This window comes from Pseudoselenomonas caprae (assembly GCF_008271345.1).
GTDB classification, from domain to species: domain Bacteria; phylum Bacillota; class Negativicutes; order Selenomonadales; family Selenomonadaceae; genus Selenomonas_A; species Selenomonas_A caprae.
This window is the reverse complement of the sequence record NZ_VTOZ01000001.1, coordinates 203,266-222,496: the sequence shown is the minus strand read 5'-3', so window position 1 is coordinate 222,496 and position 19,231 is coordinate 203,266. Positions and strand designations below refer to the sequence as shown.

The window sequence follows — 19,231 nt, the reverse complement described above, 5'->3', positions numbered from 1 at the left end:
CGCTGGCCTGCCCGGCACATGTATCTAAGTACGTATTAAAGCAGCCGCGCGGGTCATTTAGCGGGAGCGGAGAAAAAGTGCACCCGCCCCCACCCAAGCTGAGCTGTAACGAGTTTGTTTTAACCACGTACGGACAGATAAACTGCAATTTATCTATATCTTTTTGCATCCCGTCTCACAATTCACATATGCTTGACCGGTACCGGGCCACGCGAGAGCGCAATCGCTCCTGTGCGGGCAATCTCCAGGATCTCATACTCTGACAACACCTCAATGATTCCATCGATCTTGCTCTGCGATCCCGTGAGCTCGACCACGACATCCTCCGGACCGACATCGACGATCTTAGCCCGGAAAATCTCGACAATGTTGATGATATCCGCGCGGTTCTTGCGGCCTGCCTTGACCTTTATCATGACGAGCTCGCGCTCGATGGACTCCACCTTGCTGAGATTGACGATCTTGATGACATCGATGAGTTTCGACAGCTGTGTCACCACCTGATCGAGCTCATTTTCCGACTCGACAGATACGACGATATTGATGCGCGTGACCTCCGGCTCTTCGGTATAGCCAGCCGATATGCTTTCGATGTTGAAGGCGCGGCGGCTGATAAGCCCCGATACATGTGTGAGCACGCCAGGCTTGTTGTCGACCAGGACGGCCAGCAGATATTTTTTCATCATCACTTACTCCCTCCCAGTACCATCTGATCCAGACGTTTGCCGCCCGGCACCATCGGCAGGACATCTTCTTCCTCTGGAATCAGGACATCGATGAGTGCAGGACCTTTTTCCGCCAGGATAGCCGGCAGTCTCGACTCCAGCTCCTCCTTAGCCTTCAAGCGATAGCCCTTGAGCCCCATAGCCTCGGCCAGTTTGACGAAATCGGTCTTGCCCTTGAGCTCGGACTGCGAATAATGATGGTTATAGAACAGGCGCTGCCACTGGCCAACCATGCCCAGAATGCAGTTGTGGACGATGATGACCTTGACATCGATGTCGTTATCGGCAATCGTCGCAAACTCCTGGCAGTTCATCATAATGCTGCCATCGCCTGTGAACAGCACGACCTTGCTGTCCGGCTTGCCGATCTTGGCCCCCATCGCCGCCGGCAGGCCATAGCCCATGGTCCCCTGGCCACCAGAGGTCAGGAAATGACGCGGCTTATAGACGTCAAAGAACTGCGCCGCCCACATCTGATGCTGGCCGACATCCGTGACGGCGATCGTATCTTCATCCGACAGCTCGCTGACCTTCCGGATCAGTGCTCCCGGCTTGATGAGATCACCTTCTTCCCGATAGCTGAACGGACGCTCCTCGCTCATGGCGACGGCATGCTCAAGCCAATCCTTGTACTCTGCTGCAAATGCCCTGCCCGTAGCACTGAGCTTTTCCTTGAACAAGGGCAGGGACCAGCGCAAATCGCCGAGCACGCGGTAATCTGCCACAACATTCTTATTCACCTCAGCCCTGTCGAGCTCAAAATGCACGACTTTGGCCTTCGGCGCAAAGCCGGATACCTTGCCGGTCACCCGGTCGCTGAAGCGCATGCCGATACAGAGCAGCAGATCACACTGCTGGATGGACATATTGGCCGCATACGAACCATGCATGCCCGCAAAGCCTAGGAAGCCCTTATGGTCCGCAGGGACGACGCCCAAGCCCAGAAGTGTCGTCGTCACTGGCACGCCGAGAAGCTGGGCGATCTTGCGCACCTCGCCGGCCATCTCAGAGCCCACGACGCCGCCTCCCACGAACAGCAGTGGCCGCTCAGCCTGCTTGACTGCCTCGACCACAGCATCGATTTCCGCTTCGCTGCCCGTGTATTCACCCGAATAGCCGCGCAGCTGGACCGTTTCCGGATATTCATAGTCGAATTTCGTATCGAATACGTCCTTGGCCACATCAATGACGACTGGCCCCGGACGGCCCGTGCGGGCAATGAAGAACGCTTCCTTGAGGACGCGCGGCAGTTCCTTTACATCCTTGACGAGATAATTATGCTTTGTAATGGGCGTCGTGATGCCAAAGATGTCCGCCTCCTGGAACGAATCCTTGCCGATATAGGGATTAGCCACCTGTCCGGTGATGCAGACGAGCGGAACCGAGTCTGTACAGGCCGTAGCAATGCCCGTGATGAGATTCGTCGCCCCTGGCCCCGAGGTCGCAAAGACAACGCCGACCTTGCCCGTAGCGCGGGCATAGCCGTCAGCTGCATGGACTGCGCCCTGCTCATGGCGCGTGAGCACATGCGGGAATTTCATCTTGTAGACAGCATCATACAGGGTCAGCACTGCACCGCCCGGATAGCCGAAGACGACGTCCACCCCTTCTCTTTTCAGGCTCTCCAACACAGCCTGAGCTCCATTCATCAACACACGAAAGCCCCCTCTAGCATTTTGTTTACAAAGCGTATTTTTGTTTTGCTATATTATACACTATTTGTATACAATATTACAACCAGAAAATACATCTTTAACAAATATGCTCCGAAGGCTTTCAGCAGCGATGGTCACTGGCCAGCACCAGCACACGCACCTCTGCTGCCCCAGCCCGCTTGATTTCCCGGGCACAGGCACCAAGCGTAGCCCCTGTCGTCAAGATGTCATCGACCAGCAGGACATGCTTGCCTGCAAGGCTGGCCGCCGCACAGACAGCAAAGGCACCTTTGAGGTTCTCCCGGCGCTGCTCCGGTGTAAGCTCATACATGGGCAGAGTGGCCTTGACGCGCTGCAGAGCCCGTACCATCGGGACACCATGCACCTGCAGCCATACGGCAAATATCTGCTCCGACTGGTTGAAGCCACGCAGCCGCTCGCGGCTGGCATGCAGCGGCACCGGTACGGCCACCTCACTCCATGCCAATAGCGCCGCTATCCCCTTATCCGCATCAGCGGCGGCCAGCAGCCGGTGGATATAGGGCAAGGCACTCTGCTGCCTCCGGTATTTGAGCCGGCGCAGAAGGTCCCGCATCCCGCCCCGATATAGGCAAAGCGCCCATGCACTGCCGGCAACCGGCTGCATGGGCGCTGGAACTGGCAGCCGCGTTGGCTGACAAACCTGACGGAGACAGGTCTCGCACCAGTCTCCCTTATTCTTGACATATTTATGGCAAAGCGGGCAATGTGCAGGAAAAAGAAAATCCCACAATGCTTGAAACAGATCACTCACCATAACAGCACCTCAATCAATGGCGCTGGAAGAAACCACGCTTGGGACGCTTATGATCCCATACCATGACGGCTTCGAGTACCGAACCGGCAATGCAGCGCGCCTTATCCGAAATCGTGAAGCACTCTTCCTGCCCCATCGTCGGGTGGATATCGGCTACCTTCTGCCCCTTGCGCACGCGTGAACCGCCGTGCAGGGCACCGCGCAGCACACCATCGATCGTCGCCTTGAGCTCAATGACCTGCCCATCGTCTGTGTGCAGATGGGCCACCGATTCGCCCTGCTTGACCATCAACGAGATGCTGCGAAGCATCTCCAGCCGTCCATTCTCTGGCGCAAAGACCAGATGCTCGACATTCTGGCTTATCCCCACCGTGGCATTGTCCAGATTCTGGTCCTTCGAGGAAAAGCCCTCATAGATCAACCGGCCAAGATTATGGCCACGTCCAGTCTCCACTACCACGTCCACATCACGGCCAGCACAGAACCCCGGCCCCAAGGCTACCGTATGTTCAGCCATATCACGCTTGGTTCCCTTGTTCTCATGGGCCACCATCGCATCGACAAGCACCTGCGGTTTGAATCCCCGCACGCATTTGGCCTCCGGATCTTCCAGCATCACGAGCTGTCCTTCCTTCAACCGCCTTTTCGCATCCTCAACATTTTTCGCACGATAGCAGGTGATACGCTCCACGGTCGCCTCACCGCGGTACATGGCCTCCGAATACGCGACACGCCGCCGGGTAGCCGTCGGCTCCGCCTGCTCCAATACCAGCACGCGGAATCCCGTACGGTAAAGCGCGTGGATCACACCACTGGCGATCTCACCGCCGCCACGTACGATTATGAGATGTTTCATTGCGTTTGCTCCCTTTCATTCTGTTCTATATCTTCTCTATTATACTATATCTGCATAAAAGCGCGGCTTATTTTTTACAAAAAAAATATTACATATTTTGTACGAAGTATTGCAATCGTCTGAAAAATATGTTAATATAAAGGCGTAAAGAGGAGATAGATAAGCAAACCAGCAGGAAAGTAGTCCTGGAGGTCGAAAGCTTGCCAGGTGTTTATCCAGCCGAAACAGGCTCTCTTCAAGAACAACCATATCTGGCTATTACGAAAGGATGTGAGTGTTTATTGAAGATATCACGCAGTTACCCTTTATCCCGGACTGACTAGCAAGTGCAGAGGTGAAGAAAACGATTATCCTCAGGACGGAAGCGAGACGTAATGATGGTCAGGTGGCCGCCAGTCGTACTCAGAGTCTGAGGAAGTTGGGAGCACATCGTCGGCGCCACGAGATAAAGTGAGTGACTATCCCGGGTAAATCTTTACGAATCATCTGGAAAACCGTCGAAACTTTAGGAACCCTATCGTTATCGGTAACGGCAAGATGACTAACAAGAACGTGTACATGAACCATGGTGTAAGGCACATTGTTTCAGCTGAACATCTACATACGTAGTCAACAAAGTGCGCAGCCTTCCTGCTCGAGACGGAATGTTGCAGACAAATGAATAAGAAGGATCACAACTATCTATGTTTATCAAAGAATAAAGCCGGTTCTCGGAAATGAGAACCGGCTTTTGTCATGCCTGGATTTTTTCAGCTGTCTTCGTATTCACGAACACGCAGGGTAAGACCGCGCTCTGCGCAGATTTCCCGGCAGCGGGCGATCTCCTCAGGCCCTTCCACTTTGTCGACGATGGTCAGCACGACATTCGGCACATACTGCTTGCTGCGCTCAGCAAAGTCCAGCATAGCCTCATACGACTTGATGCCATACTTGGCCCGCGTGAGCTCATAGTAACGCTCCGCATTGGACGCATTGAGGCTGATGGACACCGTATCGAGTATACCGGCAAAATCTGCCGCGATATCGCGTCCATACTCAAGATTGCCCAGGCCGTTCGTATTGAGGCGCGTCGGCAGATCCGGATGCGTCTTCTTGACATAGTGGAGCAGCTCCACCAAAGTCGCCAGTTCCATGGTTGGCTCACCAAACCCGCAGAATACGACTTCCTTGATATAGTCCCAAGGAACACTGTCAAGCGCCGCCTTGAACTCCGGAAGCGTCGGCTTTTCCTTGAGCCATAGCGAAGATTCCTCAGCCATCTCCTTCATATTGCGCAGACAGAACGTGCAAGCACAATTGCACGCATTGGTGATATTGACATACAGATTGCGCTTGCCTTCCGGCTGCAGGCGCAGGCTGTCTGCCAACGTCATATATTTGCCCCCCGCATGGGTTGCGTATACCAGCATATCACTTCAGCTCCCTTAGATATTCTTCAAACGGCAGGCCATAATTCCAAGGCAGGTTGAGTTCCACCGCATACGCCAAGCATCTGCTGATGAAATCCGCCGCCTTGCGGACCGCCTGTTCGAGACTTTCGCCATTGATGAGACTGCCAGCCACGATGGCGGCAAACGCATCGCCTGAACCTGACCGGTCACCGCCTATCTTCTCCACCTCCAGGACGCTGCCCCGTCCCGCCTCATAGATGAAATTGCGGATGGTATCGCCCTCGCTGAGTCCCGTGATGATGACCTGTGACGGGCCTTGATCCGCCAATGCGCCTGCCATATACTCAAGCTCCTGGTCCGATACCCGTCCATCCTTCGGATAGGGCATCCCCAGCAATTGGCAGGCCTCGGTGAGATTCGGCGTCACCAGGTTAGCATAAGCCAGAAGCTTCCGCATCTCCTCACACATCTCCTGCGTGTACGAGCTGTAAAGCTTGCCATAGTCCCCCATGACCGGATCGACCATGACTCGCGTTGCCGGCTGCTTGAAGCGGCGGATAAAATCAGCCACGATCTCAATCTGGTGCACCGAGCCTAAAAAGCCAGTGCAGATACCATCAAAAGACAGCTGGTTTTTCTCCCAGCTGTCCATGTACGGCCGCATGCGGTCTGTATAGTCATCAAGATAGTGATTGGCAAAGCCGGTATGAACCGACAGGATAGCCGTTGGCAATGGGCATGCCTGAATCTTCATCGCTGACAGCAACGGCAGCTCGACAGTCACCGAGCAGCGTCCGAATCCCGTAATATCATTGACCAATGCAACGCGCTTCTGATGTTTCAACGGCTTTGCTCCCTTCTTCTGCTACCGCCTCAGCGGTTATCGACCTTATCCATGGCTACGAGGTCATGCTCCTCAAAACGATGCCAAGCCAGCTGCTCGTACTTCGTGCCCGGCCGGCCATAGTTCGCATACGGATCGATGGAGATGCCGCCGCGTGGCAGGAACTTTCCCCATACCTCGATGTATTTCGGATCCATGAGCTTTATGAGGTCCTTCATGATGACATTGACGACATCTTCATGGAAATCCCCATGATTGCGGAAGCTTACCAGATAGAGCTTCAACGATTTGCTTTCGACCATGCGCTCACCAGGCACATAGCTGATGTAGATGGTCGCATAGTCCGGCTGGCCTGTTATCGGGCACAAAGCTGTGAATTCAGGACAGTTGAACTTGACCCAATAGTCATTTTCCGGATGCTTGTTCTGGAAGGTCTCCAGGATTTCCGGGCAGTAATCGTAATGATAGTTTACCTTCTTCTTACCAAGAAGGGTGATCTCTTCAGCGTTCTTATCGCGTGACATTAATTCTTCTCCATGTGTAAAAACTTTTCTTCAAAATTCTCGACGCTCTCCGGATGGCCAAACAGGTACCCCTGGATGGAGTCTGCCTGGCATTCCTTCGTCAGCAGCTCATACTCAGCCAGTTCCTCGACGCCCTCGATGCAGCATTTGATGCCGATGCTATGGCAGAGCGAGACAACGTATTTGACCAGACGGCGGTCAAAATCGTTTTCGAGTATCTTCTTGACGAACTCACGGTCAATCTTGACGATATCGCAGGATAGATACTTGAGCGAGGCCAGCGAGCTATAACCCGTGCCGAAGTCATCCATCGCGATGGCCAGTCCTTGCTGGCGGAATTCGTCAAACTGCTTGTTGACAAAGCTCCAGTCCGCAACGATCTTGCTTTCCGTGAGCTCAAGGATGATTGCCTCCGGCGGCATCTCATAGCGCTGCAGGCAATCTGCTACAAACTTCTTGAAAGACAGATCCTTGACCTGCTCATAGCTCATATTGATGCTGACGCGGAACTCAGGGATCACCTCGCGCCAGCGCTTGCAGACGCGGACCGCCTCCGCAAAGATCCACTTGCCCACGGGGATGATCAGCTTCGTTTCTTCAAGAATGGGAATGAACTCCATCGGCGCCACCATGCGGCCCTTCGGATTCTTCCAGCGCAGCAGGGCCTCAGCACCGATGATCTTCTGCTCGACGGCGCTGACCTGTGGCTGGAAGAACAAGCTGAAACCCGTACAGCCATTTTCGACGCTTTCCCATAGGCTGTCGCGCATCGATATGGAGCGCACCCAGCGGTTGTACTCCTCCTTGCTGAACAGCACGTTGCGGTTCTTGCCCTCGCGCTTGGCGATATCCATGGTCGCCTCTGCATGCTTATGCAGCACCAGGTAGTCCTTGCCCGCCGTGGGATAGAAGACCGTACCGCACGAGGCCGTGCAGAAATACTGATGCCCATCGATATCCTGCGGACGCGAAAGTGCACTCTGCACGCTGGCAAAGATCTCGCCGACTTCCTTTTCGCCAGCACCGGGATAGATCACGGCGAACTCATCGCCGTCCAGTTTGAACAATGTCAAGGCTGGCGGCAGGACATTGGCAATCACCCGCGCTACACGCTTGAGCACCTGATCGCCAAGCAGGCGGTTATACGTCTCATTGACGATCTTGAAGTTATCCAGGCCAAACACCATGATTGCACCGCCATCACCAGTCGCACGGTATTCTGCCAAAGCCAGCTTGACCGCATGCTCGAATTGATATTTGTTCAGCAAGCCTGTGATCTCATCTGCCTGGTTGCGCTGTGCCATCCTCGACATCATGCCTACAAACATACTGGGCCGGCCCTCACGATCAGCGCCTACCCGTCCACGGCAGCGGATCCATACATATTCACCTTTACGGCTCTTTACGCGATACTCGGCCGCATGCTCAAAGACACATTGCGCTGCCTCAAGATTATGGGCCAAGGCCGCATACTCCTCCCGCTCCTCGGGATGGACCAGCGGGCCCCAATATTGGTCAAAGTTCTCCATAACCTCGCCCGGCAGGTCGAAATCCTGGACAAGATTCGGTGAAACCATGACAATATTCTCTTGTATGTCCGTAAAGAACAAGTAATCATTTGTTGTTTTCTTCAAGAGGTCGAAATAAAACTTGAACCGTTTCAAGCAGGGGCTTAAGGGGATACGATTATTCTTCTTCATACATTTATCATCCTAATTGCCTAAAACCAAACCTCGGGCAACCTACCCACTATATTCCTATCATATACCAAAACAGGACAGGGGGCAAGCCACTTCCAGCGGTAGAAAAAGGGCGCACGCTGCTACGCCCTCCCTTTTTCTCTCCCACAACCTATGTCAGGACTTACTTGAACAACTCGATAAACTTGTTGAGCTGCTCGGCAGCTTTCGTCACCCGCGCCAGATGCGCCGTGATCTCTTCCGTCGAAGCAGCCTGCTCTTCGCTGATAGCACCTGTCGACTCGATGGTATGCGAAATCTCATTGACCGCATTGTTCATTTCCGCCAGCGTCGCCTGGATCTTCTCCGTAGCTTCGCGCGACTGCTCTGCCAGCTTCCTTACCTCCTCAGCCACGACAGCGAAGCCACGGCCCTGCTCACCAGCACGTGCCGCCTCGATTGCCGCATTAAGGCCCAACAGGTTCGTCTGGCCAGCGATATTGGTGATGAAGTCGATGACCTTGAGCGTCTCCGAATTGCGCTCCTGCAGGAACTTCGCCTGCTCGATCGACTGCTGCCCCGATTTCGCCAGCTCGCCCGCACTCTCGGCTACCTGTTCCACGGCCTGATATACCGTCTGCGTAGCTGCAGTGATGTCCTCGATCGAGCGCACCAGAGCCAGATTGCTCTCCATATCCACGCCAGTACTGATAGTACCGATCACTTTGCCACTAACACCGTGGATTGGCGTGAAGATTGTCTTGATGGGAACACCATAGACGCTCGCATCCTGGTCATCATAGGTAACGCGATCATACTTGATGCATTCCTGGATCGTCGGTATATTGCTGATGGGCATACCCGGTGTGATCTTGATATCAAGCTTTTTGCCCGGTACATAATCGATATACTCGGTAAGATTCGTAAGACCGATGACTACGTCCTCACGAACGATCTGATTGATATACGGAATCACAACCTTGAATGCCTGCAACACATCTTCATCGGATTTGAACATCTCTGGAAAAGCCATTTATATTCCTCCCTAAAATTTTGTATCCTTTCCTTATTCCTTTAATAGTTCGCGCTATGATAACTGTTTTCCTCTTCTTTGCGCAAAAAAATACCATAAAATGCAAAAACTCCGGCAGAAATCTGCCGGAGTCGGATGAACACAATCTTTATTTGTTGAAAATGTTCTTGAGTGCCTGTTTGTTGACATCGCGGTTAAGCTGCGCGAGATACGTCGTGAGCTTGATGTTCTTCGGGCAAGCCTCGACACAGTTCTGGCTGTTGCCGCAGCTCGTGATACCGCCTTTTTCCATCAGGGCATTGAGACGCGTCGGCGCATCGAACTTCCCGAGCGGATGGAGATTGAAAAGGTAAGCCTGTACCGTCGGGGACGGTCCGATGAAGTCGGACTGCGGGCCAACGTTCGGGCAAGCTTCAAGGCAGCAGCCGCAGGTCATGCAATGCGAAATCTCATAAGCGGTCTCAGCCGTATGCGGATTCTGGATAGGTGCATCTTTGACGTCCCAGGTACCATCGACTTCAATCCAACCATGGATGCGTTTGAGACTCTCAAACATAACGGAACGATCAATCAAGAGATCGCGGATAACCGGGAACGTGCGTGCCGGTGCCAGACGGATTGGCTGCTCAAGGTTATCAACCAGCGAGCAGCAAGCCTGACGGGCTTTGCCGTTGATGACCATCATGCAAGCACCGCAGACTTTCTCCAGGCAGTTGCATTCCCAGACAACCGGAGCGACTTTCTTGCCGTCTACGGTCACCGGATTTTTCTGGATTTCCATCAGGGCGGCAACGATGTTGAGGCCCGGACGATAATCTACTTCGAACGCCTGCTCGTACGGCTTGTCATTCGGGCCGTCCTGGCGTTCGATAACGAGTCTGACTTTCTTCTGTTCTGCCATTCTATTTGTCCTCCCTCATTACTCTTTCTTAGCTACGGCGTAGTTGCGCAGACGCGGCTTGATGAGAGAATGCTCGAACTCACGATAGGAAACCTCCGGCTCGCTGTTAGCAGCATCGAAGGAAACGACGGTCGTGTACATGAATTTCTCATCGTCACGGCCAAAGAATACGAGGTCGTCATTGCCATCATCCGTCATAGCGCGGCCCGTCTCAGCATCGAAATGATATGCGCCGGTCTTCTCGTCGAAGGCCTTCTTCTTCGCATCATCCCACTGCTCATAGTCGGATTTGAGGACGATCTTCGCATGGGCACCACGGCTCTCGTCACGCAGCAGAGCGGACTTCGTGATAGCCATTGCATAGATGATCATATTGCGGAGCTGGCGAACGAACATAGCCTCCTGGTTTGCCCAGTTGCCATGGTCCGTAACGCCGATGTTATCCCAGCGTTTGAGCAGTGCATGGAGTTCTTTCATGCACTGTTTGAGGCCGTTGTTATCACGCTCAACCGATACATATTTGTACATGATATCGCCGAGCTCGTGATGCATCTGATGTGCGTTCTCCGGACCGTTCATATTGCGGATACGGTCGAATTCCTCTACGCACTCTTTGCGAGCTGCCTCGAGCTCTGCCTCCGTGAGGGCATCGCCGAGCTTGCCGCTACGGGCAAGACGCAGGGACTCTGGGCCGGAGATCGTACCGGAGTACGTAGCCGACAGCAGGGAGTTTGCACCCAGACGGTTTGCACCGTGATACTGGTAGTCACACTCGCCGGAAGCCATGAGGCCCGGGATGTTCGTATGATGCTCACGGTCAACCCAGATGCCGCCCATGGAATAATGGATGGACGGGAAGATCTCCATCGGTACTTTGCGCGGATCTTTACCTACAAAGTCATCATACATCTCGAGGATACCGCCGAGTTTGCGCTCGAGGTAATCAGCCGGGATATGGGAGAGGTCGAGGTATACGCGGTTCGGGTTCTGCATGCCGAGGCCCATGTGGACAACGACTTTGTAGATCGCACGGGAAGCAACGTCACGCGGTACGAGGTTGCCGTATGCCGGATACATATCCTCGAGGAAGTACCAGCGCTCTTTCTCGTGGGTCTCCGGATTCTCGCGGTAAACCCATACGCGGCCACCCTCGCCACGGCAAGCCTCCGACATCAGGCGGTTCTTGTCCGAGCCCGGGATTGCCGTCGGATGGATCTGCAGGAACTCCGGGTTGCCGATCTCAGCACCCTGCTGATAAACAGCCGATACTGCCGAACCGTTGCAGATCGTGGAAGCCGTGCAGCGGCCATATACCTGGCCAGGGCCGCCCGTTGCAAGGATGACGACATCAGCCGGGAACGAAACGATCTCGTTGGAGTTCATGTTCTGGGCAACGATACCACGGCAGATACCATCTTTGTTCTTGATGATCTTGATGAATTCCCAGAACTCATATTTCTTGACGCCACCCTTGACTTCCCAGCGACGAACCTGCTCATCGAGAGCATAGAGGAGCTGCTGGCCCGTCGTGGAACCGGCGAATACCGTACGTTTGTTTTTCTGTCCACCGAAGTTACGGAGGTCGAGAACGCCTTCAGCCGTACGCGTGAACGGTACACCCATGCGGTCGAACATCTTGACAAGTTTCGGAGCTGCCTCAACCATGCCTTTTACAGCCAGCTGGTCAGCGAGGAAGTCACCGCCATATACGGTGTCATCGAAATGCTCATAGACGGAATCATGCTCACCCTTCGTATCCATGCAGGCGTTCATGCCGCCCTGTGCGCACAGGGAATGGGAGCGTTTTACCGGGCAGTAAGAGAACAGGTCTACTTTGCCGCCGCCTTCGCAGATTTTCAGCGCAGCCATGAGGCCCGAAAGGCCGCCGCCTACGACAATAATCTTATTTTCAGGTTTATTAGCCATTGAAATTCTCCTTTACTTTGCTAAGCTTCCACTTACATCACGAAGTAGCTGCCCATGAATACCAGCGTAACCAGGCAGAGAAGAGCACAAAGACCCATGCTGCAAACGCTGATGACGTTCTGGATGCGCGGGCCCTTAGCGATACCCCAGGTCATGCAGAAGGTCGTGATACCATTGCAGAAATGGAAGATAGCTGCAAACATGCCAAGGATATACAGCAGAGCATAGATCGGATGACCGACAAAGTAGCTCTGGAGAAGCTCATAGGAAATCGGCGTGCCGCTGATGCCCTTCGTAAATACACGGAGATAGAATACATGCCATACGAGGAACACAACGAGGAACCATGCCGTCCAGCGCTGGAGCGCGAACTGCCAGTTGCGGATATATCCGAAACGGCCCGGGTTGTTGTTAGCCTGCAGGGCAATGTAAACGCCATAGATGGCATGGAACAGGAGCGGAACGGCAATGCCGAACACCTCAAGACCGAGGAAGATCGGTTTCGGGATGAGCTCCATCATAGCAAGTGCACCATTGAGTGCCGGAGCGCCGCCGAGGGCCATCGAGTTGGTGAAGATATGCTCAAAGAGAACGATACCGAGCACCAGGAGACCCACTAAAGAATGCAAACGACGCAGATAAAAAGTTGTGTGGAACATTCTGTACCTCCTAAAATAATTCCTTTACCCCTATCAGTAGCCTTTCAGCGTACGATACTTCGCCTGGTTCGTCTCGTAAAGGTTATTGCCTTCACAGTCAATGACGACAATAGCCGGGAAATCCTCAACCGTAAGAGCTGCTACAGCCTCCGGGCCAAGCTCCGGGTAAGCGAGGACTTCATACTTCTTGACGGATTTTGCGATCAGGGCAGCGGCGCCGCCGACAGCAGCAAAATACGTTACACCATTCTTCTTCATCGACTCGACAACAGCAGCCGAACGGGAGCCCTTGCCGATCATGCCCTTGATGCCCTGGTCGAGCATCGTCGGCGTATAAGCATCCATACGGCCGGAAGTCGTCGGGCCGCAGGAGCCAATCGGATCACCCGGTTTTGCCGGCGTCGGTCCGAGATAATAAACCATCTGATTTTTCCAATCAACCGGCAGCTCCTCGCCGCGTGCGAGCGCCTCAGTCATAGCCTTGTGCGCAGCATCGCGGGCAGCGATGATCGTGCCGCTGATAAGTACCGCATCACCGACATGCAGCTTGCGGGACATCTCTTCCGTAAACGGAGTCTGGATTTTAATTGGTTCTGCCATTTCTGTTTCCTCCTATCCTCAAATCAAAGCGTACGCGATGCATGGCGCATGGCATGGCAGCAGATCGTTACAGCGACTGGCAGGCCTGCGATATGCGTCGGGCCCCACTCGACGTTGACAGCGAGTGCAGAGGTCGTACCGCCGAGCTGCGGTCCGATACCCGTCTGATTGATGAGTTCCAGGAGTTCGCCCTCGAGTTTTGCGTATTCCGGCATCGGATTGCGCTCATCGATGGAACGGGTCAGAGCCTTCTTGGAAAGGAGTGCGGCACGATCCATGGTGCCGCCGATGCCTACACCGACAACCATCGGCGGGCACGGGTTCATGCTGGCATGCAGGATGATGTCCATGACAGCCTTCTTGACACCCTCAACACCATCGGCCGGAACCAGCATCTTGACGCCGGATTTGTTCTCCGAACCGAAGCCTTTCGGTGCTACCGTGATCTTGAGCTTATCGCCCGGCACGATCTTCGTGTAGATGACGCCCGGCGTGTTGTCCTTCGTATTGACACGATTGAACAGCGGCTCAGCAACGACAGATTTGCGCAGATAGCCCTCAGTATAGCCTTTGGCAATACCGGCATTGATGGCATCCTCAAGCTGGCCACCCGTGATGTGCAGGTCCTGGCCCACTTCGAGGAAGACGATCGTCATGCCAGTATCCTGGCAGTACGGACGATCCTCAGCGCGTGCAATCTCAGCATTCTTGATAATCTGGTCGAGAACGTTCTGACCGACCGGAGATTTCTCCGTCTCACGGCCGCGTTTGAGGCCTTCGTAAACGTCCTTCGGCAGATAATAAGCTGCCTCTTTGCACATCTGTGCTACGGTTTCCGTGATTTGTTTTGCGTCAATTTCTCGCAAAGTAATCCCTCCCATAAATACAACTTATCACACATCTGTGGGTTCATCATAGCACATTTTTTCGCCCCTTTCAAGCGAAAGGAAAAGTGCCGCAAACCCGCATAAATAGTGAACCCAGTTCACTTTTTACCCCAGTTCCCATGGAGACGCGCGTGACAACTATCACATCAATTAGTATATTAGCGATTTACGGGAAAATTCCTGCTGTAATTTTTATTTTCGTAAAAAAAAAATTCGTTTTTTTTATTGCTGGATTATTGCAGAATTTAAAATATTTATATCCGTATAAGCTTCACAACCGGCTCGCAATCAGCCTGCAGCTCCGCCACCATGAATGACCCTTTGGCCGCATCTCGCGGCCGGGCAATACTGCCAGGATTGAGCACCGTGACCTCGCCCGGCTGGATATCCGCGACGTGCGTATGGCCATATATGGCGATATCTGCCTGCTGCGCAGCCGCTGCCTGCACCAGCATATCCGTAGAGAACTGCACACCGTAGAGATGACCATGGGTCAGCAGGATGCGGTGTCCCTCGATCTCCGTCACGAGGGCATCCTCAAGGCTCGTATATGGCCAGTCATTGTTGCCAGCCACCTTCGCCACAGGCAGCTGCGTGACCATCGCCAGATATTCCGCGTCCATGGCGATATCACCGGCAAAGAACCACCCCTCTACCTCCTGGGCTTCCGGATGGGCCAGCATCAGGTCCAGTGCCTGGGTGTCTCCATGGCTATCGCTTACGATTCCGATTTTCATTCCTGTCCTGCCTCCAGCTTTTGCGCTAACACCTTGAGTGCCTTGCCGCGATGGCTGATCTGCTGTTTTTCTGCCAGCGTGAGCTCAGCCATCGTACGGCCCGGATATTCCTGCGGATAGAAATACGGATCATAGCCAAAGCCATTCGTGCCGCGCGGCGTGAGCTTTATCTGCCCATCGCAGCGTCCCTCAGCCGTCAGCACCGCCCCATCCTCATCCACGAAGGCGATGGCACAGCGGTAATCAGCTGCCGATTCGCTGACACCAGCGCGCTGCAGCTCTTCAACCATCTTCGCATTGTTGGTCGCATCATCGGCATGGAAGCCGGCGAAACGAGCCGAATGGATGCCTGGCGCACCATCCAGCACTGCAATCTCCAGCCCCGAATCATCAGCAATGCAGGCACAGCCCGTCTGCTGCTGATAATAAGCCGCTTTGATGAGCGCATTCTCAGCGAACGTCTTGCCATCCTCGATGGCATCTGGCAGCTCGCCGAACTCCGCGAGCGATACGACATCAAACGGCAGCGCGCTGAGCGCCGCCGCCATCTCGCGCACCTTGCCTGGATTCTTGGTTGCAATCACGATTTTCTGCATGGATTTCCTCCCCACTGCTTTCATCCTTCACGGCCGACCAGCCAGACAAGCTGGCCGCCCAGCACATCCTTCTGATACGAAATGAGTTCACGGCACCCCTTCTCGCCAAGCTGCAGCAAAGCGCCAAGTTCCGCATGAGAAAAAGGCCTGCCCTCACCAGTACCTTGAACCTCAACGAATTTGCCCTCACCAGTCATAACGACATTCATATCAACGATAGCTTGTGAATCCTCCTCATAGCAAAGGTCGAGTATCGGTTCGTTTTCATGACTGATGCCAACACTGATAGCCGAAACAAAGTCTTTGACTGGGAAAATATTTCCTTTCTCATAAAATGAGGCACACGCCTCCACCAAAGCGACAAAGGCACCGGTGATCGACGCCGTACGCGTACCGCCATCCGCCTGGATGACATCGCAGTCGATCATGATGGTGCGCTCGCCGATGGCTTTCGTATCGACCACCGAGCGCAGGCTGCGGCCAATCAGCCGCTCGATTTCCTGTGTGCGGCCCGACTGCTTGCCACGCACGGCTTCACGCTGCGTGCGTGTGCCTGTGGCGCTCGGCAGCAGCGAGTATTCGGCTGTGATCCACCCCTCGCCGGTTCCCTTGAGGAAGAACGGCACCCTGTCCTCGACCGTTGCGGCACAAATGACCTTCGTGTTGCCCATCTCGATGAGCACCGAACCGGCCGGATATTTCTGGAAATGACGATGTATCGTATATGGACGGAGCTGGTCCGCGCTCCGCCGGTCTATGCGTTGCATGATATCCCTCCTGTCAAAAAAACCTCCCCCTGCGGGGAGGTTCTTCATCTTCAATTCTTTTCTTGATACTGGCGATAGTTCTTGATGATGCAGATCGGCGTCTTCTGGGAAGCATTGCCGAACGGGTTATCGATCAAGAGTTGTGCAGCCTTCGGGCCATCGACCTTATCCGTGACACCGACCACACGCGAACGCTTGAGGTCATTGACATCGGCGATCATCGCCCCGAAGCAGCCGAGACGCTGCTGGATCTTATTTACGACCTCATTAGGCTCGCCCGGGCCGTAGACGATGCATTTGTCAAACGGCGGCATCGTGCCCGTAACGTCATCGATCATAGCCGTCTCTTTGCCGCCCCAGACATAGAACATGCCGGACTTGCCAAAGATCTTGGCAATGAAGCCAGCAAACAGCGCAAAGGCCACACGCCACTTGCCCTCGACATCCATCAGCGACTGCATGCCATGGGGCGATGCCAGCGAACCATAGTCGGGGATGAAGCGGCAGCAAAACTGTGCCACGCGGCTGATCTTGAGATCCTCCGGACGTACGTAACGTCCCTGCGTGATGGCCACGACACTCTCTGCGCAGCAGAGCAGATCATTCTCGCCAATCTTGTCTTTCGTATAACGCTCGATTGCATCAACGATATCGTCTTTTTCTGTCAGGATGCGCGTCGGCACCGGGATGAGTTCTAATTCTTCTGCCATTGCTCGCTACCTCCTTAGTCCTGTACCAGCTGGACGCCTGCCAGCTGGGCAATCTCTTCAGCCGTGAACACCAGACGGATCTTGCGGTAATGCCACGGCGTGCGGCCCGTCTCCATCCAGATGAAATCCAGCGGCAGGTCAACCATATGCGAAAGCGCCGTCTTGAGATCCTGGCCCTTGCGCGGCGTCAGCTTGACTTTCGCGAAGATATTCAGCTTGTCCTCAGCATGGGCATCGCCCTTTTTCTGGATCAGCACAGCCTCGAAGTAGTCATCCTCACGGACCTCCCCTTCGCGCTCTGCCTTGCCACGAACCTCGATGCCGTCATACTGCTCATAGGGCAGCTGTGAACGGCAGATTGCATCCATGATGGTCGCACACTGCTTGCCTTCATTATAGAAGTTCAGCTTCTTCGACAGCACGATGCTATTGTCATCCTGCGCCTCAACAACGACCGGTGCACTCGTGTCCACACGGATGTCCTCGATACCGGCAGCTGCGAGATAGAGTTTAGCGGCCACTGCGGCCAGAACAATCAGACCAACGATAACGTAAACGATTGTCACAATGATTCCTCCTAAAATCCAGATGCTTATTGCGGCTGCATGGCTTTCTCTTTTGCCATGGCTGCCGCTAATATACTATAATATTTTTCCGGCAAACGGGTGATGCGTCCTGTTTCCTGACTGGTGAACACATTCTGGGAATGGCCGGTTACCATGACCTCGCCATCGGCCTTGCGGATGATGCGGTAATCAAAGGCCATCTTGGCCTTTGTCAGCGCCGTCGGTGTCGTCTCGATGAGCACGACATCGTCAAACTTGCCCGGCGACACGTACTTGGCCCGGACGTCCGTGATTGGAAACACGAAACCATCCTCCATCAGCTCACCCAGCGTGATGCCGATGGACCGCAGATACTCCACACGGCCAATCTCAAACCAGCGGATGTAGTTCGAATGATGTACGACCGCCATCGCATCCGTGTCGTAGAAATTCACGTGATGTTCCGTAATGACCGGCATACAATCCCTCCCAACGGAAAAATTTTCTTTCATTAATAAATGAAATACACAATGTATAGCCTAGAACAATTGCCGTCTAAAGTCAAGTCAAATCCTATACATCTTGTCCAACCGCCGCAGATACGCCTGCAAGCGGTCAAGTTCCGCTGCTTCCTTGACCAGCCGGCCCGAATAATAATACTCCACGGTCTGCCTCTGGTCTTCCAATTGGTTGCACTCCTTGAGCCGCCGTATGAGCTCGCGCACCGTCCCCTCGTTGCCGTCGACAAACGCCACATTATCCGGCAGCAGGCGGCGCATCGTATCCTTGAAATAGTTGAAATGCGTGCAGCCCAGGACCAAAGCCGAGTACTCACTGAAGTCAAAGGGCGCGAACTGACTGGCCAGATAGTCCGTCACCGCCTGTGACTCAAACTCCTGGCGCTCTGCAAACTCCACCAGCTCCGGCAGTGCCAGCCGGTCAACGAGATGGTCTTTATCGACCTTCTCGATGAGCAGTTCCATCTTGCGGCCCTTCACCGTTATAGGCGTTGCCGTCACCAAGACCCGATGCTCGCCATCCATATCCAGCGCCTTCTTAGCCGCCGGCTCCATCCCGATGATGGGGATATCGTAGCGGCGGCGCATCTCTGCCACTGCCACCGACGTCGCCGTATTGCAGGCCGTGACGATTGCCTTGACATCCTTCGTCATAAGGAAATCAAAGGCGCCCGCCACGAAATCACGGACCTGTTCCTTGCTCTTGGTTCCGTATGGAACATTATCCTCATCAGCAAAAAAAACGAACTGCTCATGCGGCAGGACCTTCATCGCGTGATGCAGCACCGATAAGCCGCCAACTCCTGAATCAAAAAATGCGATTTTCATGCACTCAGCTCCTAAAACGCATCTATAACATACATAAAAATAATCCAATGGCTA

Annotated in this window: 21 protein-coding genes; all 21 read right to left on the bottom strand. The window is 54.0% G+C overall.

Annotated elements, in window-relative coordinates; translation table 11 throughout:
* Positions 1–182: 182 nt before the first annotated feature.
* The gene (gene ilvN, locus FZ041_RS01020; protein WP_075429171.1) at positions 183–683 is read right to left on the bottom strand and encodes an acetolactate synthase small subunit; all 501 of its coding nucleotides are present in this window, start codon (positions 681–683) and stop codon (positions 183–185) included.
* 2 nt (positions 684–685) lie between these two features.
* Positions 686–2,374: a biosynthetic-type acetolactate synthase large subunit gene (gene ilvB, locus FZ041_RS01015; protein ID WP_149188244.1), complete on the bottom strand. Its 1,689-nt coding sequence runs from the start codon at positions 2,372–2,374 to the stop codon at positions 686–688.
* Positions 2,375–2,501: 127 nt separating this feature from the next.
* Positions 2,502–3,176, bottom strand: coding sequence for a ComF family protein (locus FZ041_RS01010; protein ID WP_149188231.1), 675 nt, complete (start codon positions 3,174–3,176; stop codon positions 2,502–2,504).
* Between the two features lie 13 nt (positions 3,177–3,189).
* Positions 3,190–4,032 (bottom strand): selenium-dependent molybdenum cofactor biosynthesis protein YqeB, encoded by an 843-nt coding sequence (gene yqeB, locus FZ041_RS01005; protein WP_075444633.1) that lies wholly within the window; start codon positions 4,030–4,032, stop codon positions 3,190–3,192.
* A gap of 749 nt (positions 4,033–4,781) precedes the next feature.
* The gene (locus FZ041_RS01000; protein ID WP_075444631.1) at positions 4,782–5,441 is read right to left on the bottom strand and encodes a TatD family nuclease-associated radical SAM protein; all 660 of its coding nucleotides are present in this window, start codon (positions 5,439–5,441) and stop codon (positions 4,782–4,784) included.
* Between the two features lies 1 nt (position 5,442).
* Entirely contained in the window at positions 5,443–6,267 is an 825-nt protein-coding gene (locus tag FZ041_RS00995; protein WP_075444629.1) for a pyridoxamine kinase, read from the bottom strand.
* Positions 6,268–6,296: 29 nt separating this feature from the next.
* A complete protein-coding gene (queF, locus tag FZ041_RS00990; RefSeq protein ID WP_075444627.1) occupies positions 6,297–6,791 on the bottom strand; it encodes a preQ(1) synthase in 495 nt (164 codons plus the stop codon).
* A complete protein-coding gene (locus FZ041_RS00985) occupies positions 6,791–8,491 on the bottom strand; it encodes a putative bifunctional diguanylate cyclase/phosphodiesterase (protein ID WP_149188230.1) in 1,701 nt (566 codons plus the stop codon). Before FZ041_RS00985 ends, queF begins: the two co-directional genes overlap by 1 nt.
* Before the next feature lie 163 nt (positions 8,492–8,654).
* Positions 8,655–9,503: a methyl-accepting chemotaxis protein gene (locus FZ041_RS14900; RefSeq protein WP_149188229.1), complete on the bottom strand. Its 849-nt coding sequence runs from the start codon at positions 9,501–9,503 to the stop codon at positions 8,655–8,657.
* A 148-nt stretch (positions 9,504–9,651) separates the two neighbouring features.
* Positions 9,652–10,404: a succinate dehydrogenase iron-sulfur subunit gene (sdhB, locus tag FZ041_RS00975; RefSeq protein ID WP_149188228.1), complete on the bottom strand. Its 753-nt coding sequence runs from the start codon at positions 10,402–10,404 to the stop codon at positions 9,652–9,654.
* Between the two features lie 18 nt (positions 10,405–10,422).
* Positions 10,423–12,330 (bottom strand): succinate dehydrogenase flavoprotein subunit, encoded by a 1,908-nt coding sequence (gene sdhA / locus FZ041_RS00970; protein ID WP_075444621.1) that lies wholly within the window; start codon positions 12,328–12,330, stop codon positions 10,423–10,425.
* A gap of 32 nt (positions 12,331–12,362) precedes the next feature.
* Positions 12,363–12,989: a succinate dehydrogenase/fumarate reductase transmembrane subunit gene (locus FZ041_RS00965; protein WP_075444620.1), complete on the bottom strand. Its 627-nt coding sequence runs from the start codon at positions 12,987–12,989 to the stop codon at positions 12,363–12,365.
* Between the two features lie 33 nt (positions 12,990–13,022).
* Positions 13,023–13,589: a Fe-S-containing hydro-lyase gene (locus FZ041_RS00960; RefSeq protein WP_075444619.1), complete on the bottom strand. Its 567-nt coding sequence runs from the start codon at positions 13,587–13,589 to the stop codon at positions 13,023–13,025.
* Between the two features lie 23 nt (positions 13,590–13,612).
* Complete coding sequence (locus FZ041_RS00955; RefSeq protein WP_075444617.1) at positions 13,613–14,455, bottom strand: fumarate hydratase; 843 nt, start codon at positions 14,453–14,455, stop codon at positions 13,613–13,615.
* A gap of 275 nt (positions 14,456–14,730) precedes the next feature.
* Positions 14,731–15,213, bottom strand: a complete 483-nt coding sequence (locus FZ041_RS00950; protein WP_149188227.1) for a metallophosphoesterase family protein — start codon at positions 15,211–15,213, stop codon at positions 14,731–14,733.
* The gene (gene rdgB / locus FZ041_RS00945) at positions 15,210–15,809 is read right to left on the bottom strand and encodes an RdgB/HAM1 family non-canonical purine NTP pyrophosphatase (protein WP_075444606.1); all 600 of its coding nucleotides are present in this window, start codon (positions 15,807–15,809) and stop codon (positions 15,210–15,212) included. Before rdgB ends, FZ041_RS00950 begins: the two co-directional genes overlap by 4 nt.
* Before the next feature lie 20 nt (positions 15,810–15,829).
* Complete coding sequence (rph, locus tag FZ041_RS00940; protein WP_149188226.1) at positions 15,830–16,576, bottom strand: ribonuclease PH; 747 nt, start codon at positions 16,574–16,576, stop codon at positions 15,830–15,832.
* A 50-nt stretch (positions 16,577–16,626) separates the two neighbouring features.
* Positions 16,627–17,286 (bottom strand): coenzyme F420-0:L-glutamate ligase, encoded by a 660-nt coding sequence (locus FZ041_RS00935; protein ID WP_149188225.1) that lies wholly within the window; start codon positions 17,284–17,286, stop codon positions 16,627–16,629.
* Between the two features lie 14 nt (positions 17,287–17,300).
* The gene (locus tag FZ041_RS00930; protein ID WP_149188224.1) at positions 17,301–17,852 is read right to left on the bottom strand and encodes a hypothetical protein; all 552 of its coding nucleotides are present in this window, start codon (positions 17,850–17,852) and stop codon (positions 17,301–17,303) included.
* A 26-nt stretch (positions 17,853–17,878) separates the two neighbouring features.
* Positions 17,879–18,310, bottom strand: a complete 432-nt coding sequence (locus FZ041_RS00925; protein ID WP_075444598.1) for an acyl-CoA thioesterase — start codon at positions 18,308–18,310, stop codon at positions 17,879–17,881.
* An 87-nt stretch (positions 18,311–18,397) separates the two neighbouring features.
* Positions 18,398–19,177: a glutamate racemase gene (gene murI, locus FZ041_RS00920; protein WP_149188223.1), complete on the bottom strand. Its 780-nt coding sequence runs from the start codon at positions 19,175–19,177 to the stop codon at positions 18,398–18,400.
* Between the last annotated feature and the right edge of the window lie 54 nt (positions 19,178–19,231).

Coding starts and splice junctions, on each gene's coding strand:
- FZ041_RS01010 (WP_149188231.1), bottom strand. CDS start 3,176: ATGGTGAGTGATCTGTTTCAAGCATTGTGGGATTTTCTTTTTCCTGCA.
- FZ041_RS00960 (WP_075444619.1), bottom strand. CDS start 13,589: ATGGCAGAACCAATTAAAATCCAGACTCCGTTTACGGAAGAGATGTCC.
- rdgB (WP_075444606.1), bottom strand. CDS start 15,809: ATGCAGAAAATCGTGATTGCAACCAAGAATCCAGGCAAGGTGCGCGAG.
- murI (WP_149188223.1), bottom strand. CDS start 19,177: ATGAAAATCGCATTTTTTGATTCAGGAGTTGGCGGCTTATCGGTGCTG.
- sdhA (WP_075444621.1), bottom strand. CDS start 12,330: ATGGCTAATAAACCTGAAAATAAGATTATTGTCGTAGGCGGCGGCCTT.
- FZ041_RS00925 (WP_075444598.1), bottom strand. CDS start 18,310: ATGCCGGTCATTACGGAACATCACGTGAATTTCTACGACACGGATGCG.
- ilvN (WP_075429171.1), bottom strand. CDS start 683: ATGAAAAAATATCTGCTGGCCGTCCTGGTCGACAACAAGCCTGGCGTG.
- FZ041_RS00965 (WP_075444620.1), bottom strand. CDS start 12,989: ATGTTCCACACAACTTTTTATCTGCGTCGTTTGCATTCTTTAGTGGGT.
- FZ041_RS01000 (WP_075444631.1), bottom strand. CDS start 5,441: ATGCTGGTATACGCAACCCATGCGGGGGGCAAATATATGACGTTGGCA.
- sdhB (WP_149188228.1), bottom strand. CDS start 10,404: ATGGCAGAACAGAAGAAAGTCAGACTCGTTATCGAACGCCAGGACGGC.
- FZ041_RS14900 (WP_149188229.1), bottom strand. CDS start 9,503: ATGGCTTTTCCAGAGATGTTCAAATCCGATGAAGATGTGTTGCAGGCA.
- yqeB (WP_075444633.1), bottom strand. CDS start 4,032: ATGAAACATCTCATAATCGTACGTGGCGGCGGTGAGATCGCCAGTGGT.
- FZ041_RS00935 (WP_149188225.1), bottom strand. CDS start 17,286: ATGGCAGAAGAATTAGAACTCATCCCGGTGCCGACGCGCATCCTGACA.
- rph (WP_149188226.1), bottom strand. CDS start 16,576: ATGCAACGCATAGACCGGCGGAGCGCGGACCAGCTCCGTCCATATACG.
- FZ041_RS00985 (WP_149188230.1), bottom strand. CDS start 8,491: ATGAAGAAGAATAATCGTATCCCCTTAAGCCCCTGCTTGAAACGGTTC.
- queF (WP_075444627.1), bottom strand. CDS start 6,791: ATGTCACGCGATAAGAACGCTGAAGAGATCACCCTTCTTGGTAAGAAG.
- ilvB (WP_149188244.1), bottom strand. CDS start 2,374: ATGAATGGAGCTCAGGCTGTGTTGGAGAGCCTGAAAAGAGAAGGGGTG.
- FZ041_RS00950 (WP_149188227.1), bottom strand. CDS start 15,213: ATGAAAATCGGAATCGTAAGCGATAGCCATGGAGACACCCAGGCACTG.